Annotated in this window: 14 protein-coding genes; 7 read left to right on the top strand and 7 right to left on the bottom strand. The window is 68.6% G+C overall.

Annotated elements, in window-relative coordinates; translation table 11 throughout:
- Window positions 1-62: 62 nt before the first annotated feature.
- The 6 genes from T8K17_RS06240 to T8K17_RS06215 all read right to left on the bottom strand — a co-directional run bounded on the left by T8K17_RS06240 (window position 63) and on the right by T8K17_RS06215 (window position 4,610).
- The gene (locus tag T8K17_RS06240; protein WP_322333638.1) at window positions 63-533 is read right to left on the bottom strand and encodes a GNAT family N-acetyltransferase; all 471 of its coding nucleotides are present in this window, start codon (window positions 531-533) and stop codon (window positions 63-65) included.
- An 8-nt stretch (window positions 534-541) separates the two neighbouring features.
- Window positions 542-1,741 carry a multidrug effflux MFS transporter gene (locus T8K17_RS06235; protein ID WP_322333637.1) on the bottom strand — a complete coding sequence of 400 codons (1,200 nt, stop codon included), beginning with the start codon at window positions 1,739-1,741 and terminating at the stop codon, window positions 542-544.
- An 81-nt stretch (window positions 1,742-1,822) separates the two neighbouring features.
- A complete protein-coding gene (locus tag T8K17_RS06230; protein WP_322333636.1) occupies window positions 1,823-2,557 on the bottom strand; it encodes a SprT family zinc-dependent metalloprotease in 735 nt (244 codons plus the stop codon).
- A complete protein-coding gene (locus T8K17_RS06225) occupies window positions 2,554-3,813 on the bottom strand; it encodes a multidrug effflux MFS transporter (protein WP_322333635.1) in 1,260 nt (419 codons plus the stop codon). Before T8K17_RS06225 ends, T8K17_RS06230 begins: the two co-directional genes overlap by 4 nt.
- Window positions 3,814-3,939: 126 nt before the next feature.
- Window positions 3,940-4,284 (bottom strand): antibiotic biosynthesis monooxygenase, encoded by a 345-nt coding sequence (locus tag T8K17_RS06220; RefSeq protein ID WP_322333634.1) that lies wholly within the window; start codon window positions 4,282-4,284, stop codon window positions 3,940-3,942.
- Window positions 4,281-4,610 (bottom strand): NIPSNAP family protein, encoded by a 330-nt coding sequence (locus T8K17_RS06215; protein ID WP_322333633.1) that lies wholly within the window; start codon window positions 4,608-4,610, stop codon window positions 4,281-4,283. Before T8K17_RS06215 ends, T8K17_RS06220 begins: the two co-directional genes overlap by 4 nt.
- 129 nt (window positions 4,611-4,739) lie before the next feature.
- Between T8K17_RS06215 and T8K17_RS06210 the strand changes: the two genes are divergently transcribed.
- Both T8K17_RS06210 and T8K17_RS06205 read left to right on the top strand, forming a co-directional pair.
- Window positions 4,740-5,435 carry a helix-turn-helix transcriptional regulator gene (locus T8K17_RS06210; RefSeq protein WP_322333632.1) on the top strand — a complete coding sequence of 232 codons (696 nt, stop codon included), beginning with the start codon at window positions 4,740-4,742 and terminating at the stop codon, window positions 5,433-5,435.
- Between the two features lie 77 nt (window positions 5,436-5,512).
- Window positions 5,513-6,463, top strand: a complete 951-nt coding sequence (locus tag T8K17_RS06205) for a cupin domain-containing protein (RefSeq protein WP_322333631.1) — start codon at window positions 5,513-5,515, stop codon at window positions 6,461-6,463.
- Window positions 6,464-6,472: 9 nt separating this feature from the next.
- On the opposite strand, the gene T8K17_RS06200 is transcribed toward T8K17_RS06205, so the two are convergent.
- Window positions 6,473-8,422 carry a HAMP domain-containing methyl-accepting chemotaxis protein gene (locus tag T8K17_RS06200; RefSeq protein WP_322333630.1) on the bottom strand — a complete coding sequence of 650 codons (1,950 nt, stop codon included), beginning with the start codon at window positions 8,420-8,422 and terminating at the stop codon, window positions 6,473-6,475.
- A 228-nt stretch (window positions 8,423-8,650) separates the two neighbouring features.
- On the opposite strand from T8K17_RS06200, the gene T8K17_RS06195 reads away from it, so the two are divergent.
- The 5 genes from T8K17_RS06195 (at window position 8,651) to T8K17_RS06175 (ending at window position 12,255) form a co-directional block, all read left to right on the top strand.
- Entirely contained in the window at window positions 8,651-8,851 is a 201-nt protein-coding gene (locus tag T8K17_RS06195; RefSeq protein WP_322333629.1) for a twin transmembrane helix small protein, read from the top strand.
- A 16-nt stretch (window positions 8,852-8,867) separates the two neighbouring features.
- Window positions 8,868-9,443: a cob(I)yrinic acid a,c-diamide adenosyltransferase gene (locus tag T8K17_RS06190; protein ID WP_322333628.1), complete on the top strand. Its 576-nt coding sequence runs from the start codon at window positions 8,868-8,870 to the stop codon at window positions 9,441-9,443.
- 172 nt (window positions 9,444-9,615) lie between these two features.
- Window positions 9,616-10,365 carry an electron transfer flavoprotein subunit beta/FixA family protein gene (locus T8K17_RS06185; protein ID WP_322333627.1) on the top strand — a complete coding sequence of 250 codons (750 nt, stop codon included), beginning with the start codon at window positions 9,616-9,618 and terminating at the stop codon, window positions 10,363-10,365.
- Window positions 10,366-10,367: 2 nt separating this feature from the next.
- Window positions 10,368-11,306: an electron transfer flavoprotein subunit alpha/FixB family protein gene (locus T8K17_RS06180; protein WP_322333626.1), complete on the top strand. Its 939-nt coding sequence runs from the start codon at window positions 10,368-10,370 to the stop codon at window positions 11,304-11,306.
- A gap of 79 nt (window positions 11,307-11,385) precedes the next feature.
- Window positions 11,386-12,255 (top strand): 3-hydroxybutyryl-CoA dehydrogenase, encoded by an 870-nt coding sequence (locus T8K17_RS06175; protein ID WP_322333625.1) that lies wholly within the window; start codon window positions 11,386-11,388, stop codon window positions 12,253-12,255.
- The last annotated feature ends 123 nt before the right edge of the window (window positions 12,256-12,378 follow it).

The following is a 12,378-nucleotide window of genomic DNA, read 5'->3' as shown; positions in this document are numbered from 1 at the left end:
AGCCGACCGTCGGCTTCTTGGTTTTCCGGCCTTGGTTTCACGAGGGCCGGACCGCGGCGCCGTCAGACCGCCAGGGTGTTGGCGCCAAGGGGCTTCACCAGCTCCTCGCTTTCCGGCTTGGTGCGGCGGTAGCCCGAGGCCAGATAGAACCGCAGCGCCGTGCGGGTGCTGGTCACCCGGACGGCATTGGCGCCGGCCTGGAAGGCGTCCAGCTCAAGCTGGTCGAGCAGCGCCCGGCTGACGCCGGTGAACCGGGCCGACGGGTCGACATAGAGCAGCAGAAGCCGACCGTCCCGGCGGATGGCGCCCGCCCCCTCGATCGCCTCGCGCCCGGCCACGCACCAGAACTGCTCGCGGTCGGCGATCCAGCGGCCTACCTGCTGCGGCGACTTGTTGGCCAGCCACTCGGCGATCCGATGCAGGTCGCCGCCGTGATCCTCCGCACAGAGCTCCACGATGGAACGCCGGATGACCCGGGACACCGTGCGGGCGTCGGCGGTCTTGGCGGGGCGCAGCCAGAGAGACAGTGCCACGGCGTCCCCTATGCGCGGTGCCGCGCCGGCCAGACCAGGGTCAGGAAGAACACCAGCATCAGGATGCCGGACACGGCCACGCCGGTGGCCAGCGGCCGTGCGGTGCCGTCGAAGGCATGTCCGATGGCCAGGCCGACCACCGAGGCGACCCCCATCTGGAAGAATCCGACCAGGGCCGAGGCCGCCCCCGCCATCTGCGGGAACGGGCCGATGGCGCCGGCCTGGCTGTTCGGGAAGACGAAGCCGACCCCGACCATGGCCAGCATCTGCGGCAGCACGATGCTCAGCACGGTGACATGGCCGGTCCAGGCGAAGAAGGCCATGGCCCCGCCACCGATGGCGGCCAGGGTGGCGCCGATCAGGATCAGCCGCTCGCCGCCGACCCGCCGGCCGAACCGTCCAGAGATGAAGGTGCCGGTCATATAGCCGACGACGATGGTGGCGAAGCAGTAGCCGTAGAGATCCGGCGACAGGCCGATCACCTCGATCAGCACGAAGGACGAGCCGGAGATGAAGCTGAAGATCACGCAGTAGCAGGCGGCGATGGTCGCCAGATACCCGACATAGACCCGGTGCGACAGCAGCAGGGCATAGTTGGCGACGATGCCCCGCGGCGAGATCGCGTAGGGGTTCTTGTGCGGGTTGGTCTCGTCCAGCATGAAATAGGTGCCGAACAGGGCGATCAGTGAGAACAGGCTGAGCACCACGAAGACCGCCTGCCAGCCGAAGGCGACCTGCAGCCAGCCGCCGGCGATCGGCCCGATGGCGGGCGCCAGCGCCATGGCCGTGCCCATATAGGACAGCACCTGGGCCGCCCGCTCGCGGCCGTAGACGTCGCGCACCACCGCGCGGCCCAGCACCGGCCCGGCGCAGCACCCCATGGCCTGGAACACCCGGGCCACCACCAGCGCCTCGATGGTCGGCGCGAAGACGCAGGCGACCGAGGAGATGACGTAGAGGACCACCGCTCCCAGCAGCACCGGCCGCCGGCCGAACCGGTCGGACAGCGGACCGTAGACCAGCATGGCCAGCGCGAAGGCGACCATGAAGGCGCTCAGGGTGAGCTGCACCGTCGGCACGTCGGTCTGGAAATCGCTGACCAGGGCCGGCAGCGACGGCAGGTACATGTCCGTCGAGATCGGCCCGAAGGCGACCAGGGCGGTCAGAAGGGCTGCGACCGCAACGCTGTCGGGCCTGGGACGGGACATGGAGGTGCCTAAGTTGCAGATGCGAACGCCTCGACTTACGACGCCCGACACCGCGCGACAAGCGCGGCGCGCGGGACGACGTCATCCATAGGCGTGAAGCTTGGATCCGTGGCGCTTCAGCCAGGTGCGCGGGCGCTTGTAGTCGGGCATCAGCAGTTCGACCAGGGCCCAGAACCGGTCGGAATGGTTCATCTCCACCAGATGGGCGGCCTCGTGGGCGACCACGTAGTCCAGCACCTCCTCCGGCGCCAGGACCAGGCGCCAGGAGAAGGACAGGTCGCCGCGCGACGAGCAACTGCCCCAGCGGGTCGCGGTGTCGCGCACCGTCACCCGGCCGACCTTCCGGCCCAGCGCCTCGGCATGCAGCTTGGCCCGGGGGCCGACGGTCCTGCGGGCCTCGCCCTTCAGGAAATCCGTGAGGCGGCGCGGCAGATGTTCGGCGGTCCCGGAGACGTGGAGCTCCACCGAGCCGTCCGGATCCTCCACCCGCCACACGCCGCCGCGCTGGTCCGGACGGTGGCGGATCAGGTGCGGACGGCCGAGGATCGGCACCGTGGCGCCGGAAACGAAGGCGGTCCGCGCCGGCAGATGCGCCAGGCGAGCCCGCAGCCAGCCGAGATTCTTGGTGGCGAAGGTCCGGGCCGCGTCGATCTTGGCCCCCGCCGGCAGCACCAGTTCGGGGCCGCCGCGCACCGGATCGACCCGCAGCAGCATCCGCCGTGCCCGCGCACTGCGCCGCACCGGGACCGGGATCTCGGTCCCGTCCGTATCGGTGAGGACCAGGATGTCCTGCTCGAGCGGCGCGAGGCGTGTCATGACGGGGGCGAGCTTATCTGATTCGCGGTGGTCTCCGGAACGGGTCGCACCGGCTGCGGTCTTGGCAGCAGGGCGGCGGCGGTCAGGCTGGCGACCGTGCAGGCCAGCGTGGCACCCGCCATGGTCAGATGAATATTGCCGCCGATCGCGCCCACCACGAAGGAGGCGACCATCGCCTGGGCCATCTGGCTGAACCCCAGGAACGCCGAGGCCGAGCCGGCGATGAAGGGGAAATTCTGCATCGCGCCGGCCATGGCGTTGGGAATCGCGAAGGCCATGCCCACCAGCAGCAGCATGGCCGGGCCGATCACGGCGGGGGTCGACAGGTGGCCCATCAGCGGGGCGGCGATCATTGCCAGCCCGGCGGCGAGGCCGATGGTGGTGCCGATCCGGGCCATGCGCCGGGGCCCGTAGAGCGGGGCGAGCCGGCCGGCGACGATGCTGCCCGTCAGGAAGGCGACCACGTTGAACAGGATCAGGAAGCCGAAGGCCTGGGGCGACCAGCCCAGCATCTCCATCAGCACGAAGGGCGTGGCCGTCGTGTAGGCCATATAGGCGCCGAAAATGCCGCCGACGGTCACGATGTAACAGACATAGGTCCGGTCGGTGAGCAGGGTGCCGTAATTGCGCACGATCCGGATCGGCGACAGGGCGTCATGGACCCGCGTCTTCAGGGTCTCCGGCACCCGGGTCAGGGTCAGCACGAACAGGGTCGCACCGATGGCGCCGAGCGCGATGAAATTGGCCCGCCACCCGAAATGGGTCTCCAGGAACCCGCCCAGCGCCGGCGTGATCGCCGGGGCCAGCGACATGGACATGGCGATGTAGCTCATCACCACCGCCGTCGCGGCACCTTCCGTGCTGTCGCGCACCATGGCCCGGGCCACCACCTGGCCCGAACAGGCACCCAGGGCCTGGAAGAAGCGGAAGGCGATCAGTTCGTGGATCGTATCCGCCTGGGCGCAGGCGAGGCCGGCGGCGGCGTAGATCACCATCCCGCTCAACAGGGTGATCCGGCGCCCGAGCCGGTCGGCCAACGGCCCCCAGAACAACTGGCTGACCGCGAAGCCGCCGAGGAAGACCGTGAGGGTGAGCTGCGCCTCGGCCCGGGTGGCGCCGATCGCCTGGGCGAGCGAGGGCAGCGACGGGAGGTACAGGCCGAGCGACATCTGGCCCAGCGCGACCATGAAGGTGAGCATCGCGATCGAGCTCGGCCGCGTTGCCACGAAGGCGGCCGGAGGCGCGCTCGAGGTCATGAAGATATCCGATGAGATTGCACCCGTCGGCTATAGACCCGCTCCGACCCGGCGACAATCTCGCAACTGCGAAAAGTGTCATGGCGGTTTCGGCACCATGCCACCCGTCGCCGGCTCCCGGCCGCCTCACCCGTGGGCCGCGCGGGAGTCCTCCGGTGCCTGGGCGCGCTCCGCCATGCCGTAGTCGCGCAGCACCCCGGCGACCCGCAGCCGATAGTCGCGGAAGACCGATCCTCGACCCGCCGCCTGGGCGCGGCGGTGATGCATCGTGTTGCGCCAGGCCGCCACCGCCGCTTCGTCGCGGAATACCGACAGGGACAGCAGCTTGTCGGGATTGGTCAGGCTCTGGAACCGCTCGATCGACACGAAGCCGTCGATCTCCTCCAGCAAAGGCCGCATCTCGGCGGCCATCGCCAGATAGGCGTCGCGCTGCCCCGGCAACGGCTCAAGCTCGAACAGGACGGCGATCACGGCGTCACCCAGGGCGCGTGCGGGCCGGACGCGAGGGTGAGGAAGGTCCGGTTCTCCTTCAGGATGAACCGCTCGGACTTGGCGAACTCGTAGTTCTCCCGACCCAGGGGATCTGCCGCGAGCCGGGCGCGGTAGGCCTCGTAGGCCGCCAGGTTCTCCAGCGAATAGATGCCGTAGGCGCGGGTGGCGGACCCCTCGTGCGGGGCGAAATAGCCGATCAGGTCGGCGCCGGAGCGCGGGATCGCCTGGCCCCAGACGCGGGAATAGGCCTCGAACTCGGCCCGCTTGTAGGGGTCGATCTCGTATTCGATGACGCAGGTGATCATGGCGGTCTCCTCGGTTGCGATGCCGAAGAGATGCCCGAGCCGACCGACCGGATGTTTCGGTGCGCGCCGTAGCGTCGTTCCGCCCCCGCGGGTAGGCTGGAGCGATCGTCCACCGGCCCGGAGGCCCGCATGGTGAACACCAACCGCATGGCGGAGATCGGCCTGCTGATCGGCGAGCCGGCCCGCGCGGCCATGCTCGATGCCCTGATGGACGGCCGCGCCCTGACCGCGGGCGAACTGGCGGGGGTGGCCGGGATCACGCCGCAGACCGCAAGCGGCCATCTCGCCCGGCTGGCCGAGGCCAACCTGCTGGCGGTCGAGCGCCAGGGGCGTCATCGCTACCACCGTCTCGCCTCCACCGAGGTGGCCGACCTGATCGAGAGCGTGGCGCGGATCGCCGCCATCACCCTGCCGTCGCCCGTCCGCAAGCCGGTGACCGGCCCGCGCGATGCGCAGATGCGGCTGGCGCGGACCTGCTACGACCATCTGGCCGGCGGGCTCGGCGTGGCGGTCACCGACGCGCTGGTCGCCCGCGACGTCATCGCCTTCGACGACGGAGCAGGCATCGTCACGCCCGACGGCTTGGACCGGCTGGCGGCGCTCGGCATCACGGTCGACGGCCCACCGAAGCGCGGCGGCCGCCCGCTCTGCCGCCCCTGCCTCGACTGGAGCGAGCGGCGCCCGCATCTGGCCGGGCGGCTGGGAGCGGCGGTGTGCACCCATTTCCTCGAGCAGCACTGGGTCACCCGGGTCGCCGGCAGCCGGGCGCTGCGCATCACGCCGAAGGGACAGCAGGCCCTGCGCGAGCAATTCGGGATCGGCTGACGGCACAGTCTGTCTCTAGCGCCTCACCCGCCCATCCGTCAGCATGGGCAGACCGGGACCAGCCCAGGAGAAGCGCCATGTCGACCGCGATGAAACCCGCCAGCGCCGCCGTTCTCGACGGGGATCCGCCGATGCAGGCGGACACCGACGCCCAACGCCGGGCGCGGTTCTTCAACTCGGGCAACGCCTTCAACCTGAAGCTTCCGTCGGTCCCTCGCGCCCGCTTCGACGCCGAACGCGATGCCGCCTTCGCCGAGGACGCGGCGAGCGGTCTGTTCGCGATGGATCAGTCGGATGCCTTCGGCGGATCGTTCCCCGCGACCACGCCCCTGGTGCTGGCCCGCTACATCCGGGTGACGGCGGGCGACACGGTGACGACGGCTTTCATCGCCAGCGGCGAGGTGATCTACGCCATCGTCGGCAGCGGCACGACGACGATCGGGAGCGAGACGATCTCCTGGGGACCGGGCGACGTGATGGTTCTGCCAGGCGGCCAAGCGGTCTCGCATACGGCGGACGGGGACGCCGCGGCCGTGCTCTGGGTGGTCACCAACGAGCCGGTGCTGGCCTTCGAAGGGCTGCGCGCACCGAGCGCGGAGAGCTCGCAGATCGATCCGGTTCACTATCCGGCGGACGAGATCGCCCGGCAGATCGAGGTCCTGACCAACATGCCGACGGACGAGAACACGGCCGGGGTGGCGCTGATCTTCTCCTCCGAGCGCACGGCGGACAGCCGCAACGCCATGCCGTCGATGACCCTGGCGATGAACACGCTGGCGCCGGGGCACCACCAGCGGCCGCACAAGCACAACGCCGCCGCCATCACCCTATGCGTCGACGGGCCGGGCTGTTTCTCGATGATCGACGGCCACCGGATCGACTGGTCGCCGTTCTCCACCATGGTCACGCCGCCGGCCGAGGTGCACAGCCACCACAATGGCGGGGCCGGGCTCGCCCGCTTCCTGATCGTCCAGGACGGCGGGCTGCACTACTACGCCCGCACCATGGGCTTCGCCTTCTCGGACTGATCGGAAAGGTCAGGCGGCCCGGACCTCGTCGAGGAAGCCGGCGATCATCTTGCTCAGCGCCTCGCTCTGTCGGGCGAGTTCGCTGCTGGTCGCCTGCACCTCCTGGGCGGAGGCGCCGGTCTCCCGCGCGCCGGCATCGACCCGGCCGATATTCTCCGACACGCTCTCGGTGCCGACCGCCGCTTCCTGGACGCTGCGGCTGATCTCCTGGGTGGCGGAGGACTGCTCCTCCACCGCCGCGGCGATGCCGGCGGCCGTCTCGCGAAGCTGCGACACGGTCTGGGCGATGGCCCGGATGGCGCCGGCGGAGCGGCCGGTCTCGTGCTGGATGCGGGTGATCTGGTTGCCGATCTGCTCGGTCGCCTTGGCAGTCTGGGTGGCGAGGCTCTTCACCTCGCTGGCGACCACGGCAAAGCCCTTGCCCGCATCGCCCGCCCGGGCGGCCTCGATCGTGGCGTTCAGGGCGAGCAGGTTGGTCTGCTCGGCGATCTCCTGGATCAGCGTGACGATCTGGCCGATCTCCTGCGCCGAGGTCTCCAGGCTGGTGACCGCCTCGCTGCTGGCGCGGGCCTGCTCCTCGGCCTCGCCGGCCATGCGGGAGCTGTCGCTGACCCGGGTGCCGATCTCGCTGATCGACGCGCCCAGTTCCTCGGTCGCCGTGGCGACCGTCTGGACGTTCGCCGAGGCCTCATGGGAGGCGCTGGCGACCAGGGAGGCCTGACTGGTGGTCTCCTGGGAAATCTGCATCATCGACTGGGCCGAGGCGTCGAGCTCGTGGGTGGCGCTGGCGACCACCTGCAGCATCTCGCGCACCTGATTGTCGAACGTGCCGGTGATCTTTTCGATCGCCTGACCGCGGCGCTCGCGGGCGGCCCGCTGGGCCTCCTGCTCGGCCGCCATCTCCTCGTTGCGGATCATGTTCTCCTTGAACACCAGAACCGCGCGGGCCATGTCGCCGATCTCGTCGGTCGCCGCGGTATTCGGCACCTCGATGGACTTGTCGCCGCCGGCCAGGGCCCGCATGCGGTCGGTGAGGGTGGTCACCGGCCGCGACACCGAGCGCCCGACGACCAGGCCGAGCGCCAGACAGGCCGACGCGATCAGGATGATCAGCACCAGGGTAATAAGAAACGCCTCCTGGCTGATCCGGTCGAATTCCTCCACAGCGGTCTCGTAATCCGCCTCGATGCCGGCCCGCAGCTCTTCCATCAGCGGCTCGGCCGAGGCGAAGGCCTTCGACAGGGCCTCCGTCTTCTCGACGTTCGCCAGCACTGCGGCGGCGTAGCTGCCAAACTCGGCACGGTAGGTCGCCAGGGCGGCGACGATGCCCGCCTTCACGCTGTCCTCAACCGGCTTGCCGTCCAGCAGAGCGGTGAACTCGGCGATCCGCTCGTCGAGCCGACCGATATATTTGGGATCCTGACGCAGGATGAAGTCCTTCTCGTGGCGGCGCATCATCAGCAGCTTGACCATGAGATCGTCGGTCGCGTGCTGCTCGATCAGCGTCTCCGCGTTGTGGACAGCCGAGCGCAGGCTTCCCTGCAGCCCCAGTGACTCGTCCAGGCCAAGGGCGATGGTCGCGTTCGAGAGGCCGACGAATTCCGACTGGTAGGCGGCGATCCGGTCACGGAGCTGGGCCAGGAGTGCGGCCTCGTTGCCGTCGGCCAGGCCGGAGAGGGCGGCGAAGTTCTCCTGCAGCTCGGCGATCACGCCAGCATGCTGCTCGATATACTTGTCGTCCAGGCGAAGCAGAAAATCCTTCTCCCGCCGGCGGGCGTTCAGAAAACCCTCGGCGACCCGCTCCACCAGAGCGAGCTTCTGGGTGGCGCGCTGCTGACGCTCGGTCACCTGGACCTGCTCGACATGCGCCCAGAAGACGACGCCCAGGATCAACAGGAAGCCGGTGACGGCAACCAGGCTGATCGCCGTAATGCGTTGCGTAACGGAAAGCCGCGACATCTTCTACCTCCGATAGGGCGTGCCCACGCCGGCGGATACCGGCCGTGGAGAGGGAAAAATGCGGTGCTCGTCTTAAAATCGGATTAACTAATCCGCAAAGACGATGGGCATTTCGCAAACAAAGTTCCGGGCAGCGCTCCTGCCGGTCGCGCCCGCGCGCGTCGATCCGTCACACGGAAATGTCGGTTTCCCTATCGAAGCCCGCTTCGGACCGGTTATATCTCAGGGATGAACACGATTCTTTTCATCATGATGCTTCTGGCCATGGCCGCCACCGTCGGCGCTCTGGTCTGGGGCGTCATCGCCATGGCCCGCGGCGGGGATTTCAACGCCAAATGGTCCAACAAGATGATGCGCTACCGCATCCTGTTCCAGTTCATCGCGATCTGCGTCTTCATGGCGCTGCTCACGGCGATCGGCAAAGGCTGAGGGACCGCAGCGCTCCATGGTGAAGCTCACCAAGATCTATACCCGCGGCGGCGATGCGGGGCAGACCTCGCTGGGCGACGGCACCCGTGTCGCCAAGCACTCGCCCCGGCCGACCGCCTACGGCACCGTCGACGAGGCCAATGCCGTGATCGGCGTGGCCCGGCTGACCGCGGTCGCCGATGGCGGCGAGGCGGCCGACGCCATGCTGGCGCGGATCCAGAACGACCTGTTCGACCTGGGCGCCGACCTCTGCACGCCGGAGGAGGAGAACCCGAAATATCCGCCGCTGCGCATCACCGCCGAGCAGGTCGCCCGCCTGGAGGCGGAGATCGACGCGATGAACGCCGAGCTGGCGCCGCTGAACTCCTTCATCCTGCCGGGCGGCAAGCCGACAGCGGCGCATCTGCACGTGGCCCGCACCGTGGCCCGGCGGGCCGAGCGGGAGATCACGCTGGCCGCCACCCAGGAACCGATCGGCCCCGAAGTGGTTAAATACATGAACCGGCTGTCGGACCATCTGTTCGTGCTGGCGCGCTGGGTCAACGACCGGGGCGCGACTGACGTGCTGTGGGTCCCCGGCGCGAACCGATAACGGGAAAGCATAGGACCAGACGGCCCCGGAGCCGCGAATCGACGCAATTCCATCGGTCCAAGGCGGGGGCCGGGTTGACTTGGGACCGAGCGCTTTCTAAAGAGCGGGGTCGCCCGAAATCACGGCGCTCGGTCTAACAGGACCGCCAGATCCGAAATCGTTCGAGGGAGCCATGAAGGTACTCGTCCCCGTCAAGCGGGTGATCGACTACAACGTTAAGGTCCGCGTCAAGGCCGACCAAAGCGGTGTCGAGCTCGCCAATGTGAAAATGTCGATGAACCCGTTCGACGAGATCGCCGTTGAACAGGCGATCCGTCTGAAGGAAGCCGGCACGGCCACCGAGGTCATCGCCGTTTCCATCGGCCCGACCCAGGCTCAGGAAACGATCCGCACCGCGCTCGCCATGGGCGCCGACCGCGGCATCCACGTCGTCCATGACGGCGAGGTCGAGCCGCTGGCCGTCGCCAAGATGCTGAAGAGCATCGTGGAGAAGGAAAGCCCGGATCTCTGCATCCTCGGCAAGCAGGCGATCGACGACGACTGCAACCAGACCGGCCAGATGCTCTCCGCGCTGCTGGGCTGGAGCCAGGCGACCTTCGCCTCCAAGATCGAACTCGGCGACGGCGACCTCACGGTCACCCGCGAGGTCGATGGCGGTCTTGAGACCATCAAGGTCAAGGCCCCGGCGATCGTCACCACGGACCTGCGCCTGAACGAGCCGCGCTACGCCTCGCTGCCGAACATCATGAAGGCGAAGAAGAAGCCGATCGAGCAGATGAGCCCGTCGGATCTCGGTGTCGATCCGGCGCCGCGCCTGCAGACGGTGAAGGTCGTCGAGCCGCCGAAGCGCGAAGGCGGCGCCAAGGTCGCCGACATCGCCGAGCTGGTCTCGAAGCTGAAGAACGAAGCGAAGGTGATCTGATCATGAGCACGCTGATCTTCTTCGAACACACCAACGACGCCATTTCGCCCGCCAGCCTGCACGCGGTCACCGCCGCCACGCAGATCGGCGGCGACGTGGTCGCCCTGATCGCCGGTTCCGGCTGCGACGGCGCCGCCCAGGCCGCCGCCAAGGTCGACGGCGTCTCCAAGGTCATCAAGGTCGACAGTGCGGAATACGCGCACACGCTGGCCGAGAACCTGGCGCCGCTGATCGCCAAGCTGGCCGAGGGTCACAGCCACGTGCTGGCGACCGCGACCACCGTCGGCAAGAACATCATGCCGCGCGTGGCCGCCCTGCTCGACGTCGCGCAGGTGTCGGACATCATCGAGGTCGTCGACGCCGACACCTTCGTGCGGCCGATCTATGCCGGCAACGCGCTGGCGACGGTGAAGTCCTCGGACGCCACCAAGGTGGTGACCGTGCGCGGCACCAACTTCGACCCGGCCGCCGCGGAAGGCGGTTCGGCCAGCGTCGAGGACGGCAGCGCGGAAGGCGACAAGGGCCTGTCCAGCTTCGTCGGCCAGGAACTCTCGAAGTCCGACCGTCCGGAGCTGACCTCCGCCAAGATCGTCATCTCCGGCGGCCGCGGCATGCAGAACGGCGAGAACTTCAAGATGCTGGAAGAGATCGCCGACAAGCTCGGGGCCGCCGTCGGCGCCTCGCGCGCGGCGGTCGATGCCGGCTTCGTGCCGAACGACTACCAGGTCGGCCAGACCGGCAAGGTGGTGGCGCCCGACCTGTACATCGCGGTCGGGATCTCCGGTGCCATCCAGCACCTGGCCGGCATGAAGGACAGCAAGGTCATCGTCGCCATCAACAAGGACGAGGAGGCTCCGATCTTCCAGGTCGCCGATTACGGCCTGGTGGCGGATCTCTTCAAGGCCGTGCCGGAGCTCAGCGAGGCTCTGGACAAGGCCTGACCATCACCCGGCCCCCGCGCGCAGCCGCCACGGCAAGGCGCGGGGGCCGGATACGCCCGATGGGGCGCCCGGAGGGGTCATGGAACGGATCGGCATCATAGGTGCTGGTCAGATGGGTACCGGGATCGCGCAGATCTGCGCGGTGGCCGGGTATGACGTGCGCATGATCGACGTCAAGGACGAGGTCATCGCCGCGTCCCTGGAGACCATCGAGAACAACATCGCCCGTCAGGTCGCCCGCGGCCGCCTGTCCGTCGAGGCGGCGGAGATCGCGCAGCAGCGCATCGTGACCGGCAACGACTTCGCCCTGTTCGGCGACTGCGACCTGGTGATCGAGGCCGCCAGTGAGGACGAGGAGGTCAAGCGCGACGTCCTGAAGTCCCTGGTCCCGCACCTCTCGCCCGACGCGATCATCGCCACCAACACCTCGTCGATCTCCATCACCCGGCTCGCCGCCGCCACCGACCGGCCCGGCAAGTTCGTCGGCATGCATTTCATGAATCCGGTCCCGGTGATGCAGCTCGTCGAGCTGATCCGGGCGATCCAGACCGAGCAGCCGACCTTCGACGCGGTCCGCAAGCTTGCCCTGTCCCTCGGCAAGACGGTCAGCGTGGCGGAGGATTTCCCCGCCTTCATCGTGAACCGCATCCTGATGCCAATGATCAACGAGGCGATCTACACGCTGTATGCCGGCGTCGGCTCGGTGGAGGGCATCGACACCGCCATGAAGCTCGGCGCCAACCACCCGATGGGGCCGCTGGAACTGGCCGACTTCATCGGACTGGATACCTGCCTCGCGATCATGCATTCGCTGCACACGGGCCTGGCGGACTCGAAGTACCAGCCCTGTCCGCTGCTGGTGAAATACGTCGAGGCCGGCTGGCTCGGTCGCAAGACCCTGCGCGGCTTCTACGACTACCATTCCGAAAAGCCGGTCCCCACGCGGTAACCGGAACCGTCGGCCGGCAGGGCGCGGGCATGGGCCGCAATTGCCATCCCCCGACCGATCGGTTAAACCGCGCGCAGTGTCGACGGCCCGCTCGCGCAGCCGCCGGCTGACCGGCCGGAGCCC

Origin of the sequence: Thalassobaculum sp. OXR-137 (assembly GCF_034377285.1) — a bacterium.
GTDB lineage: Bacteria > Pseudomonadota > Alphaproteobacteria > Thalassobaculales > Thalassobaculaceae > Thalassobaculum.
Note: the sequence above shows the minus strand (reverse complement) of the source record. Positions and strands in the feature narration are given on the sequence as shown.

Coding starts and splice junctions, on each gene's coding strand:
- T8K17_RS06185 (WP_322333627.1), top strand. CDS start 9,616: ATGAAGGTACTCGTCCCCGTCAAGCGGGTGATCGACTACAACGTTAAG.
- T8K17_RS06175 (WP_322333625.1), top strand. CDS start 11,386: ATGGAACGGATCGGCATCATAGGTGCTGGTCAGATGGGTACCGGGATC.
- T8K17_RS06200 (WP_322333630.1), bottom strand. CDS start 8,422: ATGTCGCGGCTTTCCGTTACGCAACGCATTACGGCGATCAGCCTGGTT.
- T8K17_RS06215 (WP_322333633.1), bottom strand. CDS start 4,610: ATGATCACCTGCGTCATCGAATACGAGATCGACCCCTACAAGCGGGCC.
- T8K17_RS06190 (WP_322333628.1), top strand. CDS start 8,868: ATGGTGAAGCTCACCAAGATCTATACCCGCGGCGGCGATGCGGGGCAG.
- T8K17_RS06195 (WP_322333629.1), top strand. CDS start 8,651: ATGAACACGATTCTTTTCATCATGATGCTTCTGGCCATGGCCGCCACC.
- T8K17_RS06205 (WP_322333631.1), top strand. CDS start 5,513: ATGTCGACCGCGATGAAACCCGCCAGCGCCGCCGTTCTCGACGGGGAT.
- T8K17_RS06235 (WP_322333637.1), bottom strand. CDS start 1,741: ATGTCCCGTCCCAGGCCCGACAGCGTTGCGGTCGCAGCCCTTCTGACC.
- T8K17_RS06230 (WP_322333636.1), bottom strand. CDS start 2,557: ATGACACGCCTCGCGCCGCTCGAGCAGGACATCCTGGTCCTCACCGAT.
- T8K17_RS06210 (WP_322333632.1), top strand. CDS start 4,740: ATGGTGAACACCAACCGCATGGCGGAGATCGGCCTGCTGATCGGCGAG.
- T8K17_RS06225 (WP_322333635.1), bottom strand. CDS start 3,813: ATGACCTCGAGCGCGCCTCCGGCCGCCTTCGTGGCAACGCGGCCGAGC.
- T8K17_RS06180 (WP_322333626.1), top strand. CDS start 10,368: ATGAGCACGCTGATCTTCTTCGAACACACCAACGACGCCATTTCGCCC.